Origin of the sequence: Leeia speluncae, from assembly GCF_020564625.1 — a bacterium.
GTDB classification, from domain to species: Bacteria; Pseudomonadota; Gammaproteobacteria; order Burkholderiales; family Leeiaceae; genus Leeia; species Leeia speluncae.
The window spans coordinates 116,715-141,174 of sequence record NZ_JAJBZT010000002.1 but is presented as its reverse complement, the minus strand read 5'-3'; the positions used below and the strand labels follow the sequence as shown (position 1 = coordinate 141,174).

Genomic DNA, 24,460 nt, shown 5'->3' with positions numbered 1-24,460 from the left:
TCAACGTACATTCGCCGTGTGGAAGATGCTCTTTAATTGCTGAGTGGCTTTGTTCAATGTCTCTAGGCTAAGTGCGCTATAGCCTAGTACCCAACCCTCTTTGCTTGTGGTCGGGTTTAGGTGCATGGGGCTTAAACCTGGTGTCAGCAGTCCTAGTTTCTTTGCTTGCAAGGTAAGCGGCTGTTCACTCCCTTTTTCAAGTGGAAGGGTGAGTTGCAACCCGCCATTAAAACCAATCGGCGGATAAGGCGGTTGGATTTCATCTAGCCAAGTAAGAAACTGGTTTCGTTTGCCTTTGTATAGCTGGCGCATGTGGCGGATGTGCGCCGAAAAATGGCCTGCATGAATAAACTCAGCCGTCACGGCCTGCGTAAATTGAGGGGTATGCCCATCATATACGGTTCTGGCAGTAGTAAACGGAACCACTAATTCTGGTGGCAATACCATGTACGCAATGCGAAGTGATGGAAAAAGCACTTTAGAAAATGTACCGATATAGATCACACGCTGACTATTGCTCAAGCCTTGTAGTGCCGGCAGCGGCCTCGCGTCGTACTGAAACTCGCTGTCGTAATCATCCTCGATTACCCATGCGTGTTCTTGTTTTGCCATTGCTAATAACGCCAGCCGACGTGGTAAAGACAGCGCAGCACCTGTTGGATATTGATGAGACGGCGTGGTGTAAATGAGTTTTGGTGGCTTTGCCGCTGGTGTGTCATCCCAATTTAGGCCTTGATCATCTACGGGGATTGGGCAAAGCGTGGCGCCCATGGCAGAAAAGGCGGTTTTTGCCCCGTTGTAACCTGGGTCTTCCACCCAGACTGTATCACCTTCGTCTATTAACAACGTTGAAATGAGCTGTAAGGCTTGTTGCGAACTACTTAAGATAATCAACTGGCTAGCATGACATTGCACGCCGCGAGATTGTGCCAAATAACTCGCTAATGCCTCCCTAAGCGGTGCGTAACCTTGTGGGTCACCATAGCTAAATAAGCGATGCTGGTGCTGACGAAAGACTTTTTGCGTTAGCTGCTGCCAGACTTTAGTAGGGAAGGCATTTAAATCTGGTGAGCCAGCCGCAAATGGCAGGGGTGTTAATGGGTCTTGGCAGCCTCCTCCTTGGATAATGCGTTGGCCGCGCGCAGAGAGTGAATGGGTCGCATTGCTGTTGGGGGGGCTGGCGGCGGTTCGTTGGGTAAACGGCTGATCTAACGCAACGTAAGTGCCATCGCCTGTTTTACGAATGACATAGCCTTCGGCTTCTAATTGGCTATAGGCGGCTTCTGCGGTGACGCGAGAAATACCAATATCTAATGCGAGCTGCCGCGTGGCAGGCAACTTCTCCCCTAAGACCAATTGTCCATTAAGGATGGCTTTTCTGAGCATGAGACACACCTGGTTTCTCAAGGAGGATGGCGTTTTTTGCGCCGTTTCAAATAAAGAGAGCCATGCGGGTGCAGATTTCATCTGTTTAATTGGTCTTGTCTTGATGGTTAAATTGGTATTAATTATATGGCCAATCATGACATAGAATCACCCCATCAACTCATTAAACAGATTTAAATACTTCACCAAATTGGAGAAAAACATGACGCAAGCAACTTCCAGTGTCCTCGCATTTCCTGCCGCAAGCCCTGCAGATACCCGCGATTTCATGCTGCAAAAACTCAGTTTTCATGCCGATGCCTGGGATGTATGGGAAGACCTGAAAAATGGCATTGTCGAGATTGTTGTGATTGACACCCGCTCTGAAGAAAAATACGCACAAGGCCATATACCCGGTGCAATCAACTTCCCGCATCGTTTGATGACGGCGGAAAGCACCGCTGAGCTTGATCGCAGCAAAACTTATGTTACCTATTGCGATGGAATTGGGTGTAACGGTTCGACAAAAGGTGCTTACAAACTGGCAAAAGAAGGATTGTTAGTCAAAGAAATGCTGGGCGGTCTCGATTTCTGGATTCGCGATGGCTTTCCACTAGCAACCGGTGCCGAGGTAGGTCAGCTAACCGGCGATGAACACGTGATTGCGTGTAGTTGCTAAGCAAGCTTCTTCATATGAAGATTCGATTAGCAACAATGGCAGATGCGAAAGGGTTGAGCCAATTGTGCCAACAACATGCGGCATACGAGCGCATCCCTTTCGAGGCTGCAGGCCATGCCGAGCGCTTGGGTTTATTGTTCGGTAATGCGCAGCTTACTTGGTGGGCATGGGTATTAGAAAGTGAAGGGGAGTTGCTTGGTTATGCAACGATGACGATTGATATCGCCACCCTCTCGGCCACCCCATTTGCCCATCTAGATTGCTTATTCTTGCAGTCACAGGTAAGAGGGCAAGGCTGGGGAAAGTCTTTTGTGGATATTGTCAGCCAACAAGCTGCATCACTTGGTTGTACCGAGTTGCAATGGCAAACGCCGGCATGGAATACATCGGCGATTCGCTTTTATGAAAAATTAGGTGCGAGTTGCCAGCCTAAAGCGAGATTTAGCTTGATGGTGACATGACATGGTGACCGGAGTGATTCACAGTTATGAATATGGTATATATTATGTCTTTTTGATTGAAGCTTAATTCACGCATGATGAAGCAAAGGCCGATCACTTCAGAAGATATTCGAGTGATCAAGAGAGCACGAAATGGCGCGGTGATCATTAGTCTTCTGATCGCCTTGTTCCCCTTACTCCTTTTATATTTCCAATTAAGCAGGGATGCTAGTGATCTTTTTTTATGGGGGTTACTGCTATTTTGTTGTATCCCTACTGCCCTTGGTTGCTACCGCGCTTTTCGGCTTCAAAAAGATTTGTCCTCCCCATTTGTTTATGTGGTGACGGGGATATTGCGCATCACTCACAACCCCTCGTCCAGGGTCAGCCCGGTGTCGTTTTCGATTAATGGTTTTCCAGTTGAAATCATGGCACTCGATCGGAAGGCGGGACAGCATGTTCGGCCTGAAGATGGTCATTTCTTAACGATAGAAGTCTTACCGCATAGTTGGCTCACCCTTCGGTATTGCAAATAACCGGTGTTGCGAGCAAGAATTTGCTCTTTGTTTATTCATGACATGCTTTTTGAGCAAGTCACTGAAATTTCATCCATTTTCGTCTATAATTGCAGTCATTCGAGGAGCGCTGCAAGGCTAACACTGCCCTAGGCTCGCATTTCAAACTGCGCTCACCTGTTAACCCGTGCCGGACATGGGGGTAGGGTGAGTGTGTCCTCTGCCTCTATCTCGGCCACCTGATCAGGAGTTCTGACTGTGGTCGCTACCTTTACCGATTTTAAAGTTGCTGATATGAACCTTGCCGACTGGGGTCGCAAGGAAATTCGCATTGCCGAAACCGAAATGCCAGGTCTAATGGCGATTCGCGAAGAATACGCGGCTGCGCAACCATTGCGTGGCGCACGCATTGCTGGCTCATTGCACATGACCATCCAAACCGCTGTGTTGATCGAAACCCTAGTTGCTTTGGGTGCGGATGTACGCTGGGCGTCTTGCAATATCTACTCAACACAAGATCACGCGGCTGCCGCGATCGCTGCGGGCAATATCCCTGTGTTCGCTTACAAAGGCGAATCACTAGAAGACTACTGGAACTACACCCACAAGATTTTCGAATGGTCTTGTGAACAAGCCAATATGATCTTGGATGATGGCGGCGATGCAACCTTGCTACTACATTTGGGTGCCCGTGCAGAGAAAGACGCGTCTGTATTGAATAACCCAGGTAGCGAAGAAGAAACCTTCTTGTTTGCGAGCATCAAAGCGAAATTGGCACACGACCCAACTTGGTACTCTACTCGTTTAGCGCTAATTAAAGGCGTAACCGAAGAAACCACCACTGGTGTGCATCGCTTGTACCAGATGTTTGAACGTGGCGAACTAAAATTCCCAGCGATCAACGTGAACGATTCTGTGACCAAGTCTAAATTCGACAATCTGTATGGCTGCCGCGAATCATTGGTGGACGGTATCAAGCGTGCGACCGACGTGATGGTTGCCGGTAAAGTAGCCGTTGTGGCAGGTTACGGTGACGTGGGTAAAGGTTCAGCACAAGCATTGCGCGCTTTGTCTGCTCAAGTATGGGTAACTGAAATCGACCCAATCTGCGCATTGCAAGCTGCAATGGAAGGTTACCGTGTGGTGACCATGGAAGAGGCCGTTGCATTTGCGGATATTTTCGTGACATGTACCGGTAACTACCACGTGATTACTCACGAACATATGAAGGCAATGAAAGACCAAGCCATCGTATGTAATATCGGTCACTTCGATAACGAAATTGATGTTGCTTCCCTAAAACAATACGAGTGGGAAAACATCAAGCCACAAGTCGATCATGTGATCTTCCCTGATGGCAAGCGCATCATCTTGTTGGCAGAAGGCCGCTTGGTGAACTTGGGTTGTGCAACTGGCCACCCAAGCTACGTGATGAGCTCTTCGTTTGCGAACCAGACCATCGCTCAGATCGAACTGTTTACCCGCACTGCTGAATATCCAGTTGGCGTGTACGTATTGCCAAAACACTTGGATGAAAAAGTGGCGCGTCTACAGTTGAGAAAACTGAATGCGAAACTAACCGTGTTGACCGATGCGCAAGCAAGCTATATCGGCGTGGACAAAGCTGGCCCATACAAGCCAAACCACTACCGTTACTAAGCGTATGTAATAAATCGCCCTCAACACGCTTGAGGGCGATGAGTAGCTGTCAGATGGCTACTTGTCAAAGCAAGGAACCGTATCGTGTCTCAAGATCGTGTTTATAGTTTCGAGTTTTTCCCGCCGAAAACAGAAGAAGGCATGGAAAAACTACACGCCACTCGACGTCAGTTGGCGCAGTACAATCCTCATTTCTTCTCTGTTACTTATGGTGCGGGTGGTTCTACGCAAGAAGGTACGCTACGCGCGGTAAGAGAGATCAAGCAAGCCGGCCACGATGTGGCGCCTCACTTATCTTGTATTGGTAGTACGCGCGAAGGTATCCGCCAGCTGATTAACCAATTCAAGAGTGATGGTATTCGCCATATTGTTGCCCTGCGTGGTGATTTGCCTTCTGGTATGGCGGTTGCTGGTGAGTTCCGTTTTGCCAACGAACTAGTGGCGTTTATTCGTGAAGAAACGGGTGATTGGTTCCACATCGAAGTGGCTGCCTACCCAGAGTATCACCCACAAGCCAAAAGCGCGCAGGACGATATTCGTAACTTCGTGAATAAAGCCAATGCCGGTGCTAATTCGGCAATCACCCAGTACTTTTACAACCCGGATGCGTATTTCGCCTTTGTGGATGCGGTACAAGCACAAGGGGTAAATATCCCTATCGTGCCGGGCATTATGCCAATCAGCAACTTTAGCCAATTGGCACGCTTCTCTGATGTGTGTGGTGCAGAGATTCCTCGCTGGTTGCGTTTGCGCTTGCAAGGTTACGCAGACGATGTGGCCTCTATTCGCTCGTTTGGTCTGGATGTGGTGACCGAGCTTTGCGACAAACTGCTACAAGGCGGCGCACCTGGTTTGCACTTTTATACATTAAACCAAGCAGGTTTAGTGTCGACGGTGTGGCAGCGTTTAGGGTTGTAAGCGGTTCAGTTTTAAATGTAAAGGCGAGAAGAATTCTCGCCTTTTTTATTGATATTTTGGAACGTGCCCTGATCTATGTAGTTACATTTCAATGTTATCTAGTCAGGACTAAACGATGATTGACCTGCATTACACCGCGACACCCAATGGCTTAAAAGTCCGTATTTTCTTAGAAGAAACCGGTTTGCCCTATCAGGTGATTCCAGTGGATATTGGTAAAGGCGATCAGTTCAAACCTGAATTCTTAGCCATTGCGCCAAATAACCGTATCCCCGCGATTGTAGATCAAGCCCCAGCCGATGGAGGCGAGGCGATTGCAATTTTCGAGTCGGGCGCGATTTTGCAGTATCTGGCAGAGAAAACGGGACAGTTCTTACCCGCTGATGTGCGCGGACGTACAGAAGTGATGAAGTGGCTATTTTGGCAAATGGCTGGATTAGGGCCAATGGCGGGGCAAAATGGTCATTTCCGTGTCTATGCGCCAGAAGTCGTGCCGTATGGTATCGACCGCTATACCCGTGAAACCACCCGATTATATGGCGTGCTAGACAAACAGTTAGTTGGACGTGAGTTTATTGCTGGTGAGTATTCGATCGCAGATATGGCTTGCTACCCATGGATTGTGCCGCACGAAATGCACGGACAAGTGTTAGCGGACTTCCCGAATCTACAACGCTGGTTCCATACCATCGCGGCGCGTCCAGCAGTGATTCGTGCCTATGAAGGGGTAAAGCCTGCCTACACGCGCGATAAGCCGATGACCGATGAAGAGCGAAATGTCTTATTCGGGCAGGGCAAGAAATAAGTCTTCCAAATAACAAAGGCGCTTTCCGGCGCCTTTGTTATTGGTAAAACCGTTAGCTTTGTGGACGTTCTTTAAAGAACGTTACTGGCGCGGTATATGGGATGTCTGATGGTGGGGCGGACTTCAAAATGTGTTTCTTCATTGTGCCCATCACGTGCATTTCGCACGGGCGACACTCAAATTTTAGCGTATAGGTTTCGTCGCCTGTTTTGAGTGTCATTGGATCGGCGCGCACTTGTCCCATCACCCCTTTTACGCCCTTTGCCTGTTTCGGGCATAGGTTGTAAGAAAAGCGCAGGCAATGCTTGGTAATCATTAACGAGACTTCACCTTCTTCCTCGTGCGCCTCATAAGCGGCCTCGATCACTTCTACACCATGTTTGCGATAGAACTGCCACGCGAGTTGGTTGTACACGTTGGCAAGGTAAGAAACATTTTTTTCTGGGTAGGCGACCGGCGGTTCGATCGCCGCTTTACGTGTTGGGCGTTGCCAGCTGTCGATTCGATTGGCTTCCAGTGCTGCGGTCACATCACGACGTAACCCATTGATGATCGAGTTTGGTACAAACCAAGCTTGGCTGAGTTGCAAGGCGATATTCACCGCGCTGAACATGGTATTGCCCAGTTTAGCTAGACTATCTTGCAAGCCGGTGGTCGCACGTGCCGCATCTTTGGCGGGTTCGAGTGGGTGCAACACATTGACTGCGGCAGTACAGCCATCGGCGTCAGTCGCGGTGAGTGATAATCCGCTTTTATCCGCAAGCTCTGATAGAGTTAGCCACACATCGACTTTCCGTTCGGCCGAAGGCTTGAGTAAGGCTTGCTCCCATGCATGGTCACGGTTACGGCTGAGCGACATACCGGGGCGCAACGAAGCTAGCAGACTATGGTCGTTCAACACTGCTCGCCAGATGTTCTGGCCATCGTCCGTCTGCCCCACTTTTTGTACTGTATTCACTTGCGCACCGACTGCATCGCGCTTTTTCATAAAGCTGATGCCATCGCCGTTACTCATGGATTCTGTCGTCGCGATTTCTAGCCAGTCTTTGCCTAGCTTGTGAACAGTACCGAGCTCAACGCCAACAAATTTTGGAGAATCAAATGCACCAATATCTTCTTTGCGGCCGGTGGCAAAGTAATCGGTACTGCCTCGGTGGAAGGTTTTATCCGGGTTAGGGTGGAACCAAATATCGCTTTTACCACTTGCTGCTGGCGCCCACTCGGTACGGCGAGTCAGGATTTCATCCAGTAGCTGGCGGTAATGCGCAGTAATGTTTTTAACGTAACTAATGTCTTTATAACGCCCCTCGATTTTAAGCGAGCGAACACCTGCGTCTAATAGTGCTTCTAAGTTGCTACTTTGATTATTGTCTTTCATCGACAGCAGATGCTTCTCGAACGCGACCACACCACCGTTCGCGTCTGTCAGCGTATAAGGCAGGCGACAGGCTTGCGAACAATCGCCACGGTTGGCACTGCGGCCAGTGTCGGCATGGCTGATATAGCACTGCCCAGAGAAGGCAACGCAGAGTGCGCCGTGAATGAAATATTCGATGGTGGCGCGGTCGCCTACGGTATCGCTAATTTCTCTAATTTGCGGGATTGTCAGTTCTCGCGCCAATACGACTTGCGAGAAGCCAGAATCTGCTAAAAAGCGCGCTTTTTCTGGGGAGCGAATATCACATTGGGTTGAGGCGTGTAGTTCGATCGGGGGGAGATCCATTTCGAGAATCCCCATGTCCTGGATGATTAGCGCATCCACACCTGCATCGTACAGCTCCCAGATCATCTTACGCGCAGCGTCTAATTCTGCATCGTGCAAGATGGTATTTAGCGTGGTAAAAATCCGCGCATGATAGCGATGGGCAAATTTCACCAGATCAGCAATATCCGACACGCTGTTACAGGCATTGTGACGCGCGCCAAACGAAGGGCCGCCAATATAGACCGCATCTGCTCCATGCAAAATGGCTTCTTTACCAATTTCAGCAGTTTTAGCAGGGGAGAGGAGTTCGATCTGGTGGGGCAAGAGGCTCATGAGACTTCGTTTCGCAGGTAATTCAAGGCTGGAATTATAACGAAATCAGAGGGTTATGGATATGCGCGTTTTGCTGAAAGCGTTGTTCGAGGACGTGATTAGTTGTCACGCCCCCAAACAAACTGAGCCTACTTTCTACCGCTTTTTAATTTGCCATGCGCCAACCATACCATCAAGTAACGGTAGGTAATCAAATTGGCATCCGGCAGGCAAGAGAGCAGGAACATCGACAGGAATCATTTTTCTTCTGCTAATTGCCCATAACATTAAAATCCAATTGCCGTTTTTCCATCCATTTTTCATTAGCCATCGCCAAGCATGTGGGATCGTCATTTCTGCTGTTGTTTCAATAATGACTAGTTTGCCAGCTTCCCTTGTCGCATTGTATAGCTGCCGCATCCCTGCGGGGCGATCAGACAAGACTGCTAACAGAGAGGCGGCAGATAACACACTTGGCTTCTCTAACACATCGCTTACGCATTGTAAGTCGATGTTTCGGTAGGCGATCTGTAGCCCATCTTGTTTGGCCATTTTCGCCGCTTCTGCCAACATGTCTGGCGATAAATCGATCCCCATGGTGGCATAGCCGCTGCGCGCAGCTTGCCGGGTAATCAGGCCAGGCCCGCAGCCAATATCCCACCAAATTTGCTGACCGCTTGCCACGCCAACCCACGCCACTGCTTCTGCGTGAAGATTGGCGTAGAACGGGGCGCTTTGTACCATCCTGAAGAAGCGGGCGGCTAGCTTGCTCATGCATTTGCCTGCGATAGCGAGGGGCTAGTCTTGGCTGATTTTGGCATCCAAAGTTGTAGCAGCCCAATAATCAGTGCGGCGTTAAACATCGGGAAGGCAGACAAATGCCAACTTACCGAGCCGTTGGCGGTATAAAAGACGCCAACAGCCAAGTCGACTACCTGAATCCATATCATCCCTTGTAGCAAGCTACGGTGTTGTGCCGGTTGTTTCGCCGCCACCAACATCAGCACCCCATAGACTAGAAAGCGTGCAGATAGCATCCCTAGCGGGTAAGCGATATCTGCCGCGACGGTGGAGTGCCCCATCCAGCCTAATAGCTGGTGCGGTGCAAGTAGATAAAGCGCGCCTAGTACGAGCTGAACTATGCCAACGATGGTGGCGATCCATTGAATCGGTTTCATGATGAATTTCCTCTGAAGCGTTGCAAAAAATAGTTGGCTGATCAGTTGCTAGGCATCATAAAACTAGTGCTATACTTTTGGAAGTAGTTACCAAAAAGGAAGTGCCATGGATTCGCTTAAAGTGTTGCCGTGTGATGATGGCTGCCCGGTGCGGCTGACGGCAGAGTTGGTTGGCCATAAGTGGACAACGCTGATTGTGCGAGAGTTAATTAGCGGGAAAAAACGCTATTCGGAACTACAGCGGGGGATTCCTGGCATTAGCCCACGGATTTTGGCAGAGCGACTCAAGCAGTTGGAGCAACATCAACTGCTGAAAAAGACAATTTTTCCGACGATTCCGCCAACCACCGAGTACGAACTCACGTCGCTGGGGCAGGAAATGAAGCAACTCATCTATGCGATGGCAGCATTTGGACAATCGGTACAAGCAGCAGGGATTGAAGTAGCCGCGTAGCCAGAAAATAAAATGCCCAACCGAATTGGCTGGGCATTTTGAAGCGTACTAGGAGAAAACCGCTTATACGTTTTCTAGTGCCAGCAGTTCGTCTACTGTCTGGCGGCGGCGAATCAAGCGGCTAGCGTCGCCATCAACTAATACTTCTGCAATCAGTGGGCGGGTATTGTAGTTGCTCGACATCGATGCGCCATACGCACCCGTATCGTGAAAAATCACTAAGTCACCGACTGCGGCTGCAGGTAGATCACGTGGGGTAACTACGCCACCATCTGCTTGGGTAAATACATCGCCTGATTCACATAACGGGCCCGCTACGACGGTTGGTTTTGCGGCAGATGCTTGTCCATTCGCAGGTACAACGGTAATGCCATGGTAGCTACCGTACATCGACGGACGCATTAGTTCGTTAAAACCCGCATCGACTAATACAAAGTGATTGCTACCGGCGTTCTTCGTCGCGCGCACTTCGGCGATCAGGTTGCCAGACTCTGCCACCAAGTAACGGCCAGGTTCAATTTCTAAGCCCAACGCATGGCCGACAACGGTCTCTGCTTCTTTGCGTGCTGCATCCCACAAACCAAAGTAGTGTTCGGTATCAATGGTTGCATCGCCATCACGGTAAGGAATAGACAATCCACCGCCAGCAGAAATGGCATGAAGATCATGTCCTGCTGCTTTGGCTTGGCGAACTAGATCAACCATCGCGCCACACACCGATTCTAAGTGGGTGTAATCCACACCCGAGCCAATGTGCATATGTAAGCCAACCAGCTTCAGGCCATGCTGGGCGATCGCCGCCAAGGCTTCCGGCAAATCGCTATGCCAGATGCCGTGCTTGCTGTGTTCGCCACCGGTGTTGGTTTTGTTGCTATGGCCGTGGCCAAAGCCAGGGTTAATACGCAACCACACGCGATGGCCTTTTGATGCTTCGCCTAGCTGGTGCAGCATATCAATTGAGCCTGCATTCACCGGAACTTGGTGCGCCACTACGGTTTCCAATGTGTCGCGGTCGATCAAGTCGGCGGTAAACACAATGCCAGATGGCTCGTCCACCGCATCATAACCAGCAGCTAGCGCACGCAAAATTTCTCCGCGTGATACTGCATCCACTTTGACACCTTCTTCGCGCATCAAGCGCAGAATATGCGTGTTCGAGCAGGCTTTTTGCGCGAAGCGGATGGTATCAAACTGTTTTAGCGCGTGGATGCGAGCGCGGATTACTGTCGCATCATAAACCCACAATGGCGTTTGATATTCAGCTGCTAGTTGAGAAAGGCGTTGGGTATCTGGTGTTTGCATGATGAGATCGACAGTCCAATTGAAATTACCGTCTATCATCTCGTAAACTATCTATTCAGTAAAATGCTAATATTTGGTAATGCTATTCATTTTTGATATGTAATGACCATCCAACACCGCCACATCGAAGTCTTTCGTGCCATCATGACCAGCGGCAGCTTAACTAACGCCGCCAGATTACTGCATACCTCACAGCCAACGCTTAGCCGTGAGTTAGCCAGACTTGAACAGTTGCTCGGCTATGCGCTGTTCACGCGGGAGAAGGGGCGCTTACAGCCGACTGCAAATGCCTATACCCTGTTTGAGGAGGTTCAGCGATCCTACATTGGGCTATCTCGCATCATCGATACGGCCACGCAATTGGCCAAACAACAAGGCGCAACGTTGTCTGTGGTGTGCCAACCCGCCTTTGCGCATGCCCTAATGCCAAGTGTGTGCAGTTATCTGCAAAAGCTAGTCCCTGATATTCAAGTGAGCATTACGCCACAGGAGTCCCCTTTACTTGAAGAGTGGTTGAGTATGCAGCGATTCGATATCGGGATGACGGAAGGGCAAGATGCACCACCGGGTACCTCTGTGACGGAAGTGCTCTGTGTAGATGAAGTTTGTGTACTACCTGCGAATCATCCATTGGCATCTAAAACAATCCTTTCCCCGCAAGATTTTGAAGGGAGTGCCTTTGTTAGCTTGGCGCCAGAAGACCCGTACCGCCAGCAGGTAGATCAGGTGTTTGAGGAAGCCGGCGTAACCCGTCAATTACAGTGGGAAACTGCGAGCGCAGTCTCTGTCTGTAGTTTAGTTTCTGCTGGATTAGGTGTGGCGATTGTTAACCCGCTAACCGCGTTAGCTCTACAAGGCGAGTCGATGATCGTTAGGCGTTTTTCAACATCTATTCCCTATCAAGTCAGTGTCGTATTACCTATTCATCGCCCAGAAACACCTATCTTGGAGAGTGTGCAAATAGCACTTCGGCAATTTGCCAATGACATACAGGGGAAGCTAGGGCTAATATAGGTAATCCACCCCAACAAAAGTGAACGAGCAGATGAAATTTGGCTATACCATTTTATATGTGGCAAATGTAGAGGCTTCTCTATCGTTTTGTGAGCGCGCCTTTGGATTGCAACGTCGGTTTCTGCATGAGTCTGGTACGTATGGGGAATTAGAAACAGGGCAAACGCTACTCGCGTTCGCTGCGCATGAATTAGGGTTTCATCACTTCCCAAATGGTTATGTGGCTGCCGATCGTTCATCACAACCCATCGGGATGGAAATTGCCTTGGTGACCGAGGATGTAGCTGCAGCGCACGCCAATGCGGTCGCCGAAGGGGCTACTTCATTAGCCCTGCCAGCAGAGATGCCATGGGGACAAACCGTTTCTTGGCTAAAATGCCCAGATGGTTTGGTTGTTGAGTTATGTACCGAAGTGAAGGCGTAATACTGATGGACGGGACATAGCCTTCTTCGCATTAAATCGCTGCGATAAGGTCCACCTCTACAGTCGCATTTTTAGGCAGTTGAATCACACCAACAGAGGTTCTCGTGTGTAGGCAACTTGCCCCAAAAATTAGTTCGAGTAAATCGGATGCGCCATTGGCGACTTCGCTTTGTAGCGTAAAGTCTGGTGCAGATTGAACAAATACATTGAGCTTCAGAATCTTCTCAACACGATCTAGCGTGCCAAGTTCTTGATAAAGCAAAATGACCGCTCGTAGGGCGCAAATCCTCGCCGCCAATTGTGCGCCATGCAAGTCTACTTCTCTACCTGCTGCGCCAATCACGGTAACGGTGGCCCCGACACGTGGAATTTGTCCACTAATATAAACTACGCCGGCATGCTGTAAAACGGGGGTGTAGTTTCCACCAATCAATAAGGGGGCATCAACATCAAGACCATGGGATGTAGCAACTTCTTTTAATAGATGATCCCGCATTTTGCCCCCATTAACGATTGGGTAGTTTGATTAATCTAGATATTCAAACAAGGTAATGACTTTGGCTACACTGCCTGTTGTGCTAGCAACAGAAGCAGCTGCATCGCCCTCTTTATGGCTCACTAAGCCCATTAAGTAGACAATTTTACGTTCAGTCACGACTTTAACATGGTTGGTAGAGACTTGTTTGCTGTCTACTAAACGCGCTTTTACTTTGGACGTAATGTAACCATCACTTGTGCGATCAGAGAAACTGCTCACTGGTGCAATGGTTAACTCATTATGCACACCGGCCACATTTGGCACAGCACGTACCATTTTTTCAATATCTACTTTGGTTGCCGCATCGGCAACTTCACCGGTCAGTAGGGCGTGGCGGTTAAAGCTAATAACATTTACATGTGCAACTTTGTCACCGTATTTGGCAGAGATACGAGACTCTGCTTTGCTCTCAATGGATTGATCTTCAATCTGAGTACCTGTTGTACGGCGATCATTTGCAGACATTGCACCTACGGCAACACCACCGGCAACGGCGGCAACACAACCAGATAATAATGGTGCAGCTAAGCTTGCTAGAAGCAAGATGGCAACGGATTTAGCTGGAAAACGGGTATTGAGTGACATTATTCAACTCCTAGTAATAGGCAATCTATGGCATCACACAATGCATGAATCGCAAGCATATGCATCTCTTGAATTCGTGCGATACCGGTTAGCGGTATATTCAGCAGCAGATCATCTTCGGTTAACTGCGCCGCCAAATCAGCATCTTCTCGGCCTGTTAGCGCAATGACGCGCATCCCCCTGTCGTGTGCTGTTTGAATGGCTGCTTGCAAGTTTTCAGGACTGCCATGGCTGGCAAATACCAACAAAATGTCTTGCGGGTGTGCAAGGGCTTCTACTTGCCTGGTTAAGCCAAATTGGAAACCTTGGTCGGCTGCGATGGCGGTGATCAAAATGGGTGTCGCACCCAAGGCAATCGCAGACAAAGCAGGCCGTTCATTTTCTAACCTACTCAGTAATAAGGCGGCGGTATATTGTGCCAACGCAGCAGAGCCACCATTGCCACAGGTAAGTACCTTACCGTCCTGCATTAAACTTTCGACCATTAATTCCGCTGCAATGGCGATTGGACTTGCTAAATGTTCAGCTAACCAATCTGTTGCTTCTTTGCTCTCGTGACATTGCAGTTGTATACGGGCAGTTAAATCCATAAAACCCTTAACGCTAATAAAAGGTGATCCGCTGACTGGGCCTTTCCTGTAAGAACATCATACTTTTGTAATAGTTCCAACGACATACCCAATCTGGATAACGCTGAGATAGTTGATTCAGTTTCTGTTCAGCATCGGTTTACGATGCCAATTGGAAGGCGTCCTTTATCCAAACAGGCTGCAATGCGCTTCCTTCATAGCCAATTACATCAAATCGACATACGGGCATTTTCTTTAATGTGGTCAGAAAATGTTGCGCCGTCAAAATAAGTTTTTGCTGTTTTGTATAAGCCACACTTGCAATCGCACCACCAAATTTAGCCGACTGTCGTTTCCGCACTTCAATAAACACCAAGGTTTGACCATCTTTCATGATGAGGTCAATTTCCCCGTATCGACAGCGGTAATTTTGATCGATCAGTGATAGTCCTTGCCGCTGAAGATAGTTCAACGCATCTAGTTCAGCGGCTTGTCCTTTGGATTGCGCAATGGTCATTGGACAGAACGGATCACTTGTCCATCTTTCACTTCGGCGGCGACTAGGTCTCTGACAAAGATGCCATCATTGCCTAGCGTAAGCTGCCCTGTCACGCCGTCGATGACCATCGCGGGTTGATTTGTCTTGGCTAATGATTCTGCTACGCGCAATGCATCAATACCTAGTGCGTATAATCGCTCGTCTTCAACGACAAGTGGTTTACTTGAACGAGGGTAGACCATCACTGCAGGGTGGTCTGGCGAAAGCAGCCAAGGCATATCAAAGAAATGTAAGCCTTCTACATCGACAGCATTGGTAATTTTGGTTTTGCTAGAAAAACCTTGAGAAGTGGTATACACCGGAATATTGCTTGGCATAAATGGTTTTAACAGCTTCGTTCTAGCTTCATCGGTGGCTAAAAAGATCACATCGCAATTACATTGGCTAGCTTCTTTGCGAAGCGCGTTATAATCGGGTTTATTGGCAGCAACAAGCAGTTGCGTACTTACCGATGCACCTAGACCTTGCCATGCGGTCGAAAAGGCTTGAGAGGTGCGTTGAGATAGCGGCGATTCTTGGGTGACTGTCATGGCGCGACGAAAGCCCGCTGTATATAAGCGATTAGCAATTTGCTTTGCTTCTGCTGCTGCAGACAAGTTTAAGCCAAACAAGTTGGGAAGCACGGTATTCTCAGGCGGCAAATTTAAAGCAAGCGTAGGTACCGGCACTGGTGCATTCGCGGCAAGTTGTTTGATGGTATTTAGCATTAATGGGCCAATGACGACCTTGGCGCCGGCATGAATTGCTTCTTGGTAGGCGCCTGCAAAATCGTGCGCTTCATCGGCAATTGGATAGAACATATAAGGCAGATCGCCCACACTCGGTTGGCTGGCGGCTGCCGCAACCCCATTCTTGATGGCTTCAGAGGCATCGCCCAAGGTTTTGGATTGCAAAGGCAGGATAACTGCAATGTGCGGTTTTTGTGAATTGACCGGCTCAGATGCGGGCTGTTCTTCTGCTCGACTAACTACAGGTAGGATAGTCATATAGACTATGGCAACAACATATAGGACAATAGCATGAATACGCATGGCGGCACCGATAAAAAAGCGTTGGGCACATTATATGTGGTCGCAACGCCGATTGGAAATCTTCAAGACATGACTGTGCGTGCAACTAGTGTATTAGGTCAAGTAGATATTGTAGCGGCTGAAGATACGCGGGTATCTGGTGGCTTGTTACGCCACCTTGGTGTTCGACCAAGATTGATTGCATCGCATGAGCACAATGAGCGTAGCAGCGCAGAAAAAATTGTGACAATGCTGCAAGAAGGGCAAGACGTTGCGGTGATTTCGGATGCCGGTACACCGGGTGTGTCTGATCCTGGTGCGGTGGTGGTTGCTGCGGTGTTGGCGGCTGGCTTAAAAGTAGTGCCTATTCCTGGCCCGTCTGCCGCGATCGCCGCCGTTTCTGCGAGCGGGTTTACAGAAACAACGTTCCGTTTTGTGGGCTTTTTACCGCCAAAACGGGGGGCGAGGGTGGAGGCGATTTTGCAACTTGCAGAAGATGAAAGTCTGCAAATTATTTATGAGGCACCGCACCGTATTCTCGATTGCTTAACCGATTTACGCGACACATTAGGTGTCGACCGTGAAATTGTTATTTGTAGAGAACTAACCAAAACGTTTGAAACCATTCGCCGTTTGCCATTGGGTGAGGCGGTAGAGTGGGTTTCTGGTGATAGTAATCAGCAGCGTGGCGAATTTGTATTGGTGCTTTCTGCTTGCCAAAAACCAGTAACGACCGAAGAAGGCTTGCCTGCAGATGCTGATCGGCTATTGCAAATATTGATTGCCGAGTTGCCTTTAAAACAAGCTGTTGGCCTTGCGGTGAAAATCACCGGGCTAGCTAAAAATGAATTGTATCAACATGCGCTGAATCTAAAAGCAGCGCTTGAAGACGAGGAATAGCCAGAAAGACCTATCCCTCGTTAATTTCTAAATAGGCTGATGGTTCAGCCGTTTGAAAGTGAGGGGTAATGTCTTTAGCTGTACTTTATAGTCGTGCCTTAAATGGATTGTCTGCACCGCTTGTTACGGTTGAGGTGCATCTGGCAAACGGATTGCCTTCATTTGCCTTGGTTGGGCTACCTGAAGCAGAAGTAAAAGAAAGTCGAGATCGCGTTAGGGCCGCGATTCAAACGGCTGGCTTTGAACTGCCACAGCGAAAGATCACGATTAATTTGGCGCCGGCCGATTTACCAAAAGCCTCTGGCAGATTTGATCTCGCGATGGCGATTGGTATCTTGGTGGCGAGTGGCCAATTAAAAGTCAAACAGCTCGAAAACTATGAGTTTGCAGGTGAACTAGCACTAACTGGTGCGCTTCGGCCCATTCGAGGGGCATTGGCGATGTCGCTGGCAACGAAAGAAGCAGGGCGACAACTGATTTTACCGATCGATAATGCGATCGAAGCCGCGCTCGTGCAAGATGCTAGCGTGTTGCCGGCGCGAGATTTACTAGCAGTTTGCGCACATTTGGCCGAACTCGAAAAACTACTTCCTCATCCGCATCATGCGGAAATGACCAATATTCAGTACCCGGATTTATCTGATATCAAAGGGCAAACACAGGCCAAGCGTGCTTTGGAGATTGCCGCCGCTGGGCAACACTCGCTACTTTTAATGGGCCCGCCTGGAACAGGTAAATCGATGTTGGCGCAACGTTTACCGGGTTTGCTTCCGCCGATGAATGACCATGAGGCACTAGAAGCCGCGATGGTGCAATCGTTAGGTTCTGGTGGCTGGAAAAGTGAAACTTGGAAACGACGCCCCTATCGTGGCCCACATCATACTGCTAGTGGGGTTGCCTTAGTTGGTGGTGGGAGTGATCCTCGCCCGGGTGAAATTAGCTTGGCGCATCATGGTGTTCTGTTCCTAGATGAACTCCCTGAGTTTGATCGTAAGGTACTAGAAGTATTACGGGAACCCTTAGAAGCTGGGCATATCACAATTTCAAGAGCGGCAAGACAGGCCGATTTTCCTGCTCGCTTCCAATTAATTGCGGCCATGAATCCTTGCCCTTGTGGATATCATGGCCATCCAACTGCTCGATGTCGTTGTTCGCCAGACCAAGTGCAGCGTTACAAGGGAAAACTGTCAGGCCCGTTTCTTGACCGTATTGATTTGATGATGGAAGTACCATCGGTGCCTCCTGAGCAACTTGCCGCCATGCCACAAGGAGAGACTTCCGAGTCGGTTCGTGAGCGTGTGATTCGTGCATTCGAAAAGCAACATCAGCGGCAAGGAAAACCAAATAGCCGCTTAATTGCGCCAGAAATCGAGAAGCATTGCCAGCCAGACGATGCCGGGCAGCAATTACTCACCAATGCAACCAGAAGCCTTAATCTCTCTGCGCGGGCTTACCACCGTATTCTCCGTGTCGCGCGAACCATTGCCGATTTGTCAGATGAACCGGCAATTAATGTGCTCCATGTTGGCGAGGCGATTCAATATCGGCGTGGTGTGTAGTTACGGAAGGATACTTGACGCACGCCTACCAAATACGGTTTTCAGTCATTGGTAGGCGTGGTTAGCTGGTAAGGGTTACCCTGCGTTCACCGGCACAAACAAGATGTCTTCATCTCGTTTGATTTGTAAGGCAACTTTCCCTTTGCGTTTTTCCAGTTCTGCTTTGAGTGCATCCACGGTTTTTACCTTTGTCCCGTTGACAGACAAAATGATGTCGCCAACAGAGATGCCCGCTTTTGCTGCAGGGCCTGCCGTTACACCACCCACAACAAGCCCTTCGCTGGTGCCCGCTGCTTTGGCTTCTCTTGGATCAATTGGCCGAAGCATTAGTCCAAGACGGTATTTGCTATCGCTGTTGTCATTTACTTTTGGCGCCGCAACTTCAGACTTTAATTCCGCTACTTTGGTTTCGAGTTTCTGAATTTTACCTTGATGCCAAACCTCTATCGTGGCATTGCTATCGGGTGTGGTATTGGCGACGATCGAAGGTAATGTCTCTGCCTCAATCACTTTTTGTCCATTAAACGACAAAATAATATCGCCCGATTGAATGCCTGCTTTATCGGCTGGGCTACCTTTTTCCACCGAACGAATCAAGGCGCCTTCTGGTTTTACTAGCCCGAAGGATTGTGCCAATTCTTGCGTGACGGGTTGAATAGTGACGCCAAGACGACCGCGAGTGACCTTACCTTTGGTTAATAGCTGTTCTTCTACTTTCATTGCGACATCAATTGGAATTGCAAACGAAAGACCTTGAGAACCGCCACTTTGACTATAGATTTGGGAGTTAATGCCAATGACTTCCCCACTTAAATTAAACAGCGGACCGCCAGAGTTGCCTGGGTTAATGGCGACATCTGTCTGCAAGAAGGGAACATAGCCTTCATCTGGCAAGGTGCGAGATTTTGCCGAGACAATCCCCGCTGTGACGGTGTTTTCTAACCCATATGGCGCGCCAATCGCAACCACCCATTGTCCTGGCTCCACGTTTTCTGTGCTACCTAGTTTTACCGTTGGGAGGTTGTTGGCTGCAATTTTTAGCACCGCCACATCCGATAATTTATCGACACCAAGTACTTTGGCCTTGAATTCGCGTCTATCCGTGAGTTTGACGATCACTTCATCTGCATCTGCGACCACGTGCGCATTGGTTAAGATGGTGCCGTCTGATTTAACAATGAACCCCGAGCCTAAACCATGAACGGGTGTTTTTTGGCTAGGACCGGGTTGGCGGAATCGCTTAAATAACTCGGCAAATGGGTCGTCATCGCCAAAGGGAGACTGCGCTTCGGCTTGCGCCATACTGGAAACACTAATATTGACGACTGCTGGACCTTGCGCACGAACGATGCTGCTAAAGTCGGGCAAGTTCATGTTGATGACAGAAGAGGGGGCTGCTTGCGTCATTACTGGTGCAGCGACCGCCTTTCCTGTGTGTGAATTTGCATGAAAGATATAACCTGATACGCCGCCTACAAGCAACAAGGCGGAAATGCCAAGCCATTTATTTCTTTGTCGATTCGACTGGACGCTTTTCATTTTTTCTCCACCATTTCAATTGAACAGAAGGAAATGATTGTTTTCACTGCTTCTGCAGCTTTTGTGGAGCGAAATAAAAAAAAGTTCCTTGTAAACAGTTGCTTACTAACTCTTGTTTAGGAGCGCGGTGAGCTCGACTGCTGACTTTACGCCCATTTTCTCTAAGACACGGGCGCGGTGAACTTCAACGGTTTTCATGCTGATATTGAGTTCATCTGCGATGATCTTATTTAATTTACCCGCAATAATTAGCTGCATGACTTCATGCTCTCTTTGCGTTAGCGAAGCAAGTTTATCTTTGACGTTTTGTTTTTCAGCCCATTCTTTACGTTGATTTACATCCAGCCACAGTGCATTTTCTACTTGATCGACTAATTGATTGTCGTTGAAGGGCTTTTCAATAAAATCGATAGCCCCTTTTTTTAGTGCTTGTACCGCCATGGGCACATCACCATGACCTGTGAGAAAGATCACCGGGGGGCAGTAATCCAATTGGCGAATGGTTTCAAACAGCGTTTGCCCACTCATGCCTGGCATCCGAACATCGAGTAATAGGCAGCCAAATTGTTCGTGTTGGTAGGTCTCTAGAAATTGCTCGCCGGAATCAAAGGTAATTACTTGATGCCCTCGGCTAGCAAATAGCCATGTTAAGGCATCACGAATCGCTTCATCGTCATCCACAATTCCAATTTGACGATTGGCTTGTTGTTCCATCTAGTTCTCCTCTTGTTTCTGGCCGTTTAGTCTTCAACCGAGAAATATAAACCAGTCTTAATTGCTGGCATTTTGTGATGTAGTAATAGGTATTGTGAAGGTAAAGCAGCATCCACCGCCTTCATTGTCTTCGACCCAAAGTTGTCCATGATGGTGTTCAATAATGCTTCTGCAAATATTTAAACCCATGCCAAGACCTTGCTGCTTGGTGGAATAGAATGGCATAAATAGTTGCTGTTTTTGCGTCTCGCTCAATCCACATCCATGGTCCTTGACTTGGCACTCAATGAATGTCCCTTTTTTTTGTGTTGAAATGGTGAGGACCTTTTTATCCGCACTGGTATTTGACATGGCTTCTACGGCATTTCGTGTCAAATTAAACAACACCTGTTCAATCATCACTTTATCTACCTGAATTTCAGGTAGATCCGACAGTTGCTTCTTCACTTTTACACCCGTATGCCTTAGGTCTGCACCTTGCAGCGTCAATACATTCTCAATCAGTTGATCAAACTGACAAGGGACTAGTTGGGGTGCTTTTCGTTGTACAAAGTCCCTAATACCCCGAATAATTTGCCCTGCGCGCTGGGCTTGTTGTGCCGTTTTTTCAATGGCTTGTTTGATTAGGCTTAAATTGGGTGTAGGTTGATCGAGTAGATTTTGGCAACCGGTACTGTAGCTTGAAATGGCTGCAAGTGGTTGGTTAAGTTCATGCGCCAGCGAAGAGGCCATTTCACCCATGCTAATCAGACGAGAGGAGTGCTGTAAGCGCTCTGTTTGTTCGCGCTCTCTGTCAGTTGCTTTTCTGGTATCCGTAATATCTGTTGAGATTTCAAGCCATACTTTGCGACCATCTACCCAAACGGTTTCGCGTCGCTGTAAGTGATAGCAGTGCATTTTTTGCTCATCCCAGCATTCTCCTTCGAGTCCATCTTCCGGTAAAGGATCGCGAGACAACATAGGAATGACGCAGACGGGTAAATCATTTTCGGTCAGTGCAAATCGGGTTCGAAAGTTCTGGTTGGTAAACAGTAACTCACCACTTTCTTTATCTGATACGCTGACGGCAGAATCTAAGCCATTCAGTACTGTCATAAAGCGCTCGTGCGAGGCTTTTAATGCTTCACGTTCACGCTTTAGTTCGGTAATGTCGTACAAAGACCCCATCCACCCAGTTTGCTTACCACTACCATCAATCAGCGGCGAGTAATAAACACGAACATCGAAGCGTTCACCACTTTTTCGCATAAAACGAAGGGTGTAGCCTGTTTTTGATGGTGTTTTATTAATTAACACATCGCGATACACCGCCCGGCAGGCTTCCGATTCCTCTGCTGGCCAGTAGGGCATCGGCGCACGGTGGCCAATTAGCTCCTTTGCCGATAAACCAACCATATTACAAAAGGCTTTATTCACATAAATGATATTGCCTTCCATATCCATCGCCCGCATACCACTCACCATCGAGTCTTCCATGGCGCGGCGCATGCCCATTTCTTGACGCAATGCTTGCTCGGTGGCTTTACGCTCTTTCATGTGTAAACGCAGTGCCCAAAGAGACCACAGCATAATAATGGCGAGAGCACCCACCACCACAATCATGATGTTTTGCCACTGCGAAGAGCTTGCTTGGTAACTAGTCGCTCGGAGACGGACGCCATCGTAGAATGGGTCTAGGTCTAATGCGTGAGTGAAGTCGCTATTTTGTAAATGCTGCTCGAATCGCGCCGCTAGGACTTTTCCACTAATGTCTTCAATGGTGATTTGATGTTTGCGAGCAATCCACCATGGGACATGGTGTTTTAATAATTGTCGCAACGACACTGTACCCAGTAAATAGCTGTTTAAGTGCCCACTCTTGTAGAACGGAATGGCAACGACCTCTAAGTAGTCTTTATTTTCGGCTAAAAGAGGTGGGCTATAGGCGGCATGAGCAGATAGCCTTGCCCGACGCATGGCTTCTTTGACTTCTGTGCTTTGGGTGCGAACACTCTGAATTGCCGTTGCTGATTGCGGGTAATATCGCTCTTTCAGAGCATCTTCAGGCAACCAAGTAACCGTAATTAATTCTGGATTTTCATTTTGTAAAAACTGAACCCTTGCTTGAAATGCAGAGGGCGGCAAATCTTCGCTGGATAACGTTCTGCCTAAATCCGTTAATTGATTTTGTAGGCCTTGTAACTGTAAACGAAGTGCTTGCTCTTGCCATAGCACGTCCTCAATCAAGCCCTCTTGGCGTGTCATGCTTTCATTGGTACGAAGCAAAACCACAAAACCAATAATGGATGCCAAAAAAAGCATAATGACCATATTGGGCATGGCCCACAGCCATCTGGTTCGGATGCGCCAAGTTTTCTGACTCATTGACTGTCTGCTTATTCATTTTAATCGGATGGATGACACTTCCGATTATCAAACAGATTTCGGAAAAAAGCTGTTTCCTTATATTGCGGTTTTCCCTAATAAAGTTTTCCCCAATAGATGTAAGCGGCAGAGTCGCGTAAAAAGCTAACAAAGCCTCAAAGACGGCTGCACCACTTGTACGGTATCACCCTTGGTTTGTTAGATTGAATGCATGCTTGGGGATGGATATAAAAATAAAATGGCAACTGTGAAACACAGTGACTCTAAAAGGAAGATGAAGATGAAAGCCTCTTGGAAATTAAAAGCATTACTCGCAGCCGGCGCTTTATTTGCTGGTTTAACCGCCTTGGCTGATCCGATTGTGATCAAATTTAGCCATGTAGTCGCTGTCGACACCCCTAAAGGACGTGCTGCTGAATTTTTCAAACAGCAAGTGGAAGCACGCAGTAAAGGCCGTATCAAGGTTGAAGTCTATCCAAACAGCCAATTGTTCAAAGATAAAGAAGAACTAGAAGCACTGCAATTGGGTTCTGTACAAATGCTTGCCCCAAGCTTGGCAAAATTTGGTCCGTTAGGCATTAAAGAATTTGAAGTCTTTGATTTGCCATTCTTGTTTGATAACTATGATGAAGTACATAAAGTTACCCAAGGCCCAGTTGGTCAAGGCTTACTGAAAAAACTAGAAACAAAAGGCATTACTGGCCTAGCGTTCTGGGATAACGGTATGAAGCAGATGAGCGCAAACAAGCCGCTAAAATCAGTTGCTGATTACAAGGGTCTAAAAATGCGTATCCAAGCATCTAAAGTATTGGATGCAGAAATGCGTGCATTGGGCGCGAACCCGCAGGTAATGGCGTTCTCTGAAGTATACCAAGCGTTACAAACCGGCGTGGTAGATGGTACAGAAAACCCAATGTCTAACTTCTACACCCAAAAAATGCATGAAGTGCAGAAAAACCTATCGTTAACCAACCATGGCTACCTAGGTTACGCACTAATCATGAATAAAAAATTCTATGATGGTCTGCCAGCTGATCTAAAAGGCGTTGTGGATGTGTCTGTTAAACAAGCGACAGAATACGGCAATAAAATTGCTAAAGAAGAGAATGACAAAGCATTGGCAGGGGTGAAAGCTTCTGGCAAAACAGCGATCTATGTGCCAACGCCAGCAGAACGCTTAGAGCTGAAAAAAGCATTGGTAAAAGTGCATGATCAAATGGATGACCGTGTTGGTTTGGATTTGGTAAAACAAATCTACAAAGAAACTGGTTTTGATCCAGCAAAACTATAAGTAGTTGCTAGTTTTAACAAACAAAAAGCCCGATTGATTCGGGCTTTTTGTTTGTCTGTGCA

At 48.2% G+C, this 24,460-nt stretch carries 25 protein-coding genes and 1 riboswitch; of the genes, 12 read left to right on the top strand and 13 right to left on the bottom strand.

What is annotated here, in order from left to right:
* Positions 1 to 1,467, bottom strand: a complete 1,467-nt coding sequence (gene pdxR, locus LIN78_RS03610; RefSeq protein WP_227179494.1) for a MocR-like pyridoxine biosynthesis transcription factor PdxR — start codon at positions 1,465 to 1,467, stop codon at positions 1 to 3.
* A gap of 121 nt (positions 1,468 to 1,588) precedes the next feature.
* Here pdxR and LIN78_RS03605 point away from each other — a divergent pair, with 121 nt between their 5' ends.
* From LIN78_RS03605 to LIN78_RS03580, 6 genes are all read left to right on the top strand, one after another.
* A complete protein-coding gene (locus LIN78_RS03605; RefSeq protein WP_227178577.1) occupies positions 1,589 to 2,044 on the top strand; it encodes a rhodanese-like domain-containing protein in 456 nt (151 codons plus the stop codon).
* Between the two features lie 14 nt (positions 2,045 to 2,058).
* Positions 2,059 to 2,505, top strand: coding sequence for a GNAT family N-acetyltransferase (locus tag LIN78_RS03600; RefSeq protein ID WP_227178575.1), 447 nt, complete (start codon positions 2,059 to 2,061; stop codon positions 2,503 to 2,505).
* 74 nt (positions 2,506 to 2,579) lie between these two features.
* Positions 2,580 to 3,020, top strand: coding sequence for a hypothetical protein (locus tag LIN78_RS03595; protein ID WP_227178573.1), 441 nt, complete (start codon positions 2,580 to 2,582; stop codon positions 3,018 to 3,020).
* A gap of 96 nt (positions 3,021 to 3,116) precedes the next feature.
* Positions 3,117 to 3,181, top strand: a riboswitch (S-adenosyl-L-homocysteine riboswitch).
* 76 nt (positions 3,182 to 3,257) lie between these two features.
* Complete coding sequence (gene ahcY, locus LIN78_RS03590) at positions 3,258 to 4,658, top strand: adenosylhomocysteinase (RefSeq protein ID WP_227178570.1); 1,401 nt, start codon at positions 3,258 to 3,260, stop codon at positions 4,656 to 4,658.
* Between the two features lie 84 nt (positions 4,659 to 4,742).
* Positions 4,743 to 5,576: a methylenetetrahydrofolate reductase [NAD(P)H] gene (gene metF, locus LIN78_RS03585; RefSeq protein ID WP_373307742.1), complete on the top strand. Its 834-nt coding sequence runs from the start codon at positions 4,743 to 4,745 to the stop codon at positions 5,574 to 5,576.
* 115 nt (positions 5,577 to 5,691) lie between these two features.
* On the top strand, positions 5,692 to 6,381 hold the full coding sequence (locus LIN78_RS03580) for a glutathione S-transferase N-terminal domain-containing protein (protein WP_227178567.1): 690 nt from the start codon (positions 5,692 to 5,694) through the stop codon (positions 6,379 to 6,381).
* 52 nt (positions 6,382 to 6,433) lie between these two features.
* Here the strand turns inward: LIN78_RS03580 and LIN78_RS03575 are convergent, their stop codons facing one another.
* The 3 genes from LIN78_RS03575 to LIN78_RS03565 form a co-directional block, all read right to left on the bottom strand.
* Positions 6,434 to 8,419: a peptidase U32 family protein gene (locus LIN78_RS03575; protein WP_227178564.1), complete on the bottom strand. Its 1,986-nt coding sequence runs from the start codon at positions 8,417 to 8,419 to the stop codon at positions 6,434 to 6,436.
* A gap of 135 nt (positions 8,420 to 8,554) precedes the next feature.
* A complete protein-coding gene (locus tag LIN78_RS03570) occupies positions 8,555 to 9,172 on the bottom strand; it encodes a class I SAM-dependent methyltransferase (protein WP_227178561.1) in 618 nt (205 codons plus the stop codon).
* Positions 9,169 to 9,576, bottom strand: a complete 408-nt coding sequence (locus LIN78_RS03565; protein WP_227178558.1) for a hypothetical protein — start codon at positions 9,574 to 9,576, stop codon at positions 9,169 to 9,171. The genes LIN78_RS03570 and LIN78_RS03565 overlap by 4 nt, the downstream gene beginning before the upstream one ends.
* A 106-nt stretch (positions 9,577 to 9,682) precedes the next feature.
* On the opposite strand from LIN78_RS03565, the gene LIN78_RS03560 reads away from it, so the two are divergent.
* On the top strand, positions 9,683 to 10,030 hold the full coding sequence (locus tag LIN78_RS03560; protein ID WP_227178556.1) for a winged helix-turn-helix transcriptional regulator: 348 nt from the start codon (positions 9,683 to 9,685) through the stop codon (positions 10,028 to 10,030).
* A gap of 63 nt (positions 10,031 to 10,093) precedes the next feature.
* Here LIN78_RS03560 and lysA read toward each other — a convergent pair whose 3' ends face one another.
* Positions 10,094 to 11,332: a diaminopimelate decarboxylase gene (gene lysA, locus LIN78_RS03555; protein ID WP_227178553.1), complete on the bottom strand. Its 1,239-nt coding sequence runs from the start codon at positions 11,330 to 11,332 to the stop codon at positions 10,094 to 10,096.
* A 102-nt stretch (positions 11,333 to 11,434) separates the two neighbouring features.
* Here lysA and LIN78_RS03550 point away from each other — a divergent pair, with 102 nt between their 5' ends.
* Together LIN78_RS03550 and LIN78_RS03545 are read left to right on the top strand one after the other, a co-directional pair.
* Positions 11,435 to 12,346, top strand: a complete 912-nt coding sequence (locus LIN78_RS03550; RefSeq protein WP_227178551.1) for a LysR family transcriptional regulator — start codon at positions 11,435 to 11,437, stop codon at positions 12,344 to 12,346.
* Between the two features lie 31 nt (positions 12,347 to 12,377).
* The gene (locus LIN78_RS03545; protein ID WP_227178548.1) at positions 12,378 to 12,770 is read left to right on the top strand and encodes a VOC family protein; all 393 of its coding nucleotides are present in this window, start codon (positions 12,378 to 12,380) and stop codon (positions 12,768 to 12,770) included.
* Positions 12,771 to 12,801: 31 nt separating this feature from the next.
* Here the strand turns inward: LIN78_RS03545 and LIN78_RS03540 are convergent, their stop codons facing one another.
* The 5 genes from LIN78_RS03540 to LIN78_RS03520 form a co-directional block, all read right to left on the bottom strand.
* Positions 12,802 to 13,266, bottom strand: a complete 465-nt coding sequence (locus tag LIN78_RS03540; protein WP_227178546.1) for a RidA family protein — start codon at positions 13,264 to 13,266, stop codon at positions 12,802 to 12,804.
* Positions 13,267 to 13,296: 30 nt separating this feature from the next.
* On the bottom strand, positions 13,297 to 13,893 hold the full coding sequence (locus tag LIN78_RS03535; protein ID WP_227178543.1) for a BON domain-containing protein: 597 nt from the start codon (positions 13,891 to 13,893) through the stop codon (positions 13,297 to 13,299).
* On the bottom strand, positions 13,893 to 14,483 hold the full coding sequence (locus LIN78_RS03530; protein ID WP_227178539.1) for an SIS domain-containing protein: 591 nt from the start codon (positions 14,481 to 14,483) through the stop codon (positions 13,893 to 13,895). Before LIN78_RS03530 ends, LIN78_RS03535 begins: the two co-directional genes overlap by 1 nt.
* Before the next feature lie 139 nt (positions 14,484 to 14,622).
* Positions 14,623 to 14,979, bottom strand: a complete 357-nt coding sequence (locus LIN78_RS03525; RefSeq protein ID WP_227178537.1) for a YraN family protein — start codon at positions 14,977 to 14,979, stop codon at positions 14,623 to 14,625.
* Positions 14,976 to 16,052, bottom strand: coding sequence for a penicillin-binding protein activator (locus tag LIN78_RS03520; protein WP_227178534.1), 1,077 nt, complete (start codon positions 16,050 to 16,052; stop codon positions 14,976 to 14,978). The genes LIN78_RS03525 and LIN78_RS03520 overlap by 4 nt, the downstream gene beginning before the upstream one ends.
* On the opposite strand from LIN78_RS03520, the gene rsmI reads away from it, so the two are divergent.
* Together rsmI and LIN78_RS03510 are read left to right on the top strand one after the other, a co-directional pair.
* Positions 16,041 to 16,931, top strand: coding sequence for a 16S rRNA (cytidine(1402)-2'-O)-methyltransferase (gene rsmI, locus LIN78_RS03515; RefSeq protein ID WP_227178531.1), 891 nt, complete (start codon positions 16,041 to 16,043; stop codon positions 16,929 to 16,931). The genes LIN78_RS03520 and rsmI overlap by 12 nt on opposite strands.
* 68 nt (positions 16,932 to 16,999) lie before the next feature.
* On the top strand, positions 17,000 to 18,490 hold the full coding sequence (locus LIN78_RS03510) for a YifB family Mg chelatase-like AAA ATPase (RefSeq protein WP_227178529.1): 1,491 nt from the start codon (positions 17,000 to 17,002) through the stop codon (positions 18,488 to 18,490).
* A gap of 75 nt (positions 18,491 to 18,565) precedes the next feature.
* On the opposite strand, the gene LIN78_RS03505 is transcribed toward LIN78_RS03510, so the two are convergent.
* From LIN78_RS03505 to LIN78_RS03495, 3 genes are all read right to left on the bottom strand, one after another.
* Positions 18,566 to 20,029 carry a DegQ family serine endoprotease gene (locus LIN78_RS03505; RefSeq protein WP_227178526.1) on the bottom strand — a complete coding sequence of 488 codons (1,464 nt, stop codon included), beginning with the start codon at positions 20,027 to 20,029 and terminating at the stop codon, positions 18,566 to 18,568.
* A 105-nt stretch (positions 20,030 to 20,134) separates the two neighbouring features.
* Positions 20,135 to 20,743 (bottom strand): response regulator transcription factor, encoded by a 609-nt coding sequence (locus tag LIN78_RS03500; protein ID WP_227178523.1) that lies wholly within the window; start codon positions 20,741 to 20,743, stop codon positions 20,135 to 20,137.
* 57 nt (positions 20,744 to 20,800) lie between these two features.
* Positions 20,801 to 23,107: a PAS domain-containing sensor histidine kinase gene (locus LIN78_RS03495; protein ID WP_227178520.1), complete on the bottom strand. Its 2,307-nt coding sequence runs from the start codon at positions 23,105 to 23,107 to the stop codon at positions 20,801 to 20,803.
* A 280-nt stretch (positions 23,108 to 23,387) separates the two neighbouring features.
* Between LIN78_RS03495 and LIN78_RS03490 the strand changes: the two genes are divergently transcribed.
* Positions 23,388 to 24,398, top strand: a complete 1,011-nt coding sequence (locus LIN78_RS03490; RefSeq protein ID WP_227178518.1) for a TRAP transporter substrate-binding protein — start codon at positions 23,388 to 23,390, stop codon at positions 24,396 to 24,398.
* The last annotated feature ends 62 nt before the right edge of the window (positions 24,399 to 24,460 follow it).

What these genes read in the sequence shown, in the direction of transcription:
- pdxR (WP_227179494.1), bottom strand. Translation starts at nt 1,467, where the DNA reads ATGAAATCTGCACCCGCATGGCTCTCTTTATTTGAAACGGCGCAAAAA.
- LIN78_RS03605 (WP_227178577.1), top strand. Translation starts at nt 1,589, where the DNA reads ATGACGCAAGCAACTTCCAGTGTCCTCGCATTTCCTGCCGCAAGCCCT.
- LIN78_RS03600 (WP_227178575.1), top strand. Translation starts at nt 2,059, where the DNA reads ATGAAGATTCGATTAGCAACAATGGCAGATGCGAAAGGGTTGAGCCAA.
- LIN78_RS03595 (WP_227178573.1), top strand. Translation starts at nt 2,580, where the DNA reads ATGATGAAGCAAAGGCCGATCACTTCAGAAGATATTCGAGTGATCAAG.
- LIN78_RS03580 (WP_227178567.1), top strand. Translation starts at nt 5,692, where the DNA reads ATGATTGACCTGCATTACACCGCGACACCCAATGGCTTAAAAGTCCGT.
- LIN78_RS03575 (WP_227178564.1), bottom strand. Translation starts at nt 8,419, where the DNA reads ATGAGCCTCTTGCCCCACCAGATCGAACTCCTCTCCCCTGCTAAAACT.
- LIN78_RS03570 (WP_227178561.1), bottom strand. Translation starts at nt 9,172, where the DNA reads ATGAGCAAGCTAGCCGCCCGCTTCTTCAGGATGGTACAAAGCGCCCCG.
- LIN78_RS03565 (WP_227178558.1), bottom strand. Translation starts at nt 9,576, where the DNA reads ATGAAACCGATTCAATGGATCGCCACCATCGTTGGCATAGTTCAGCTC.
- LIN78_RS03560 (WP_227178556.1), top strand. Translation starts at nt 9,683, where the DNA reads ATGGATTCGCTTAAAGTGTTGCCGTGTGATGATGGCTGCCCGGTGCGG.
- lysA (WP_227178553.1), bottom strand. Translation starts at nt 11,332, where the DNA reads ATGCAAACACCAGATACCCAACGCCTTTCTCAACTAGCAGCTGAATAT.
- LIN78_RS03550 (WP_227178551.1), top strand. Translation starts at nt 11,435, where the DNA reads ATGACCATCCAACACCGCCACATCGAAGTCTTTCGTGCCATCATGACC.
- LIN78_RS03545 (WP_227178548.1), top strand. Translation starts at nt 12,378, where the DNA reads ATGAAATTTGGCTATACCATTTTATATGTGGCAAATGTAGAGGCTTCT.
- LIN78_RS03540 (WP_227178546.1), bottom strand. Translation starts at nt 13,266, where the DNA reads ATGCGGGATCATCTATTAAAAGAAGTTGCTACATCCCATGGTCTTGAT.
- LIN78_RS03535 (WP_227178543.1), bottom strand. Translation starts at nt 13,893, where the DNA reads ATGTCACTCAATACCCGTTTTCCAGCTAAATCCGTTGCCATCTTGCTT.
- LIN78_RS03530 (WP_227178539.1), bottom strand. Translation starts at nt 14,483, where the DNA reads ATGGATTTAACTGCCCGTATACAACTGCAATGTCACGAGAGCAAAGAA.
- LIN78_RS03525 (WP_227178537.1), bottom strand. Translation starts at nt 14,979, where the DNA reads ATGACCATTGCGCAATCCAAAGGACAAGCCGCTGAACTAGATGCGTTG.
- rsmI (WP_227178531.1), top strand. Translation starts at nt 16,041, where the DNA reads ATGAATACGCATGGCGGCACCGATAAAAAAGCGTTGGGCACATTATAT.
- LIN78_RS03520 (WP_227178534.1), bottom strand. Translation starts at nt 16,052, where the DNA reads ATGCGTATTCATGCTATTGTCCTATATGTTGTTGCCATAGTCTATATG.
- LIN78_RS03510 (WP_227178529.1), top strand. Translation starts at nt 17,000, where the DNA reads ATGTCTTTAGCTGTACTTTATAGTCGTGCCTTAAATGGATTGTCTGCA.
- LIN78_RS03505 (WP_227178526.1), bottom strand. Translation starts at nt 20,029, where the DNA reads ATGAAAAGCGTCCAGTCGAATCGACAAAGAAATAAATGGCTTGGCATT.
- LIN78_RS03500 (WP_227178523.1), bottom strand. Translation starts at nt 20,743, where the DNA reads ATGGAACAACAAGCCAATCGTCAAATTGGAATTGTGGATGACGATGAA.
- LIN78_RS03495 (WP_227178520.1), bottom strand. Translation starts at nt 23,107, where the DNA reads ATGAGTCAGAAAACTTGGCGCATCCGAACCAGATGGCTGTGGGCCATG.
- LIN78_RS03490 (WP_227178518.1), top strand. Translation starts at nt 23,388, where the DNA reads ATGAAAGCCTCTTGGAAATTAAAAGCATTACTCGCAGCCGGCGCTTTA.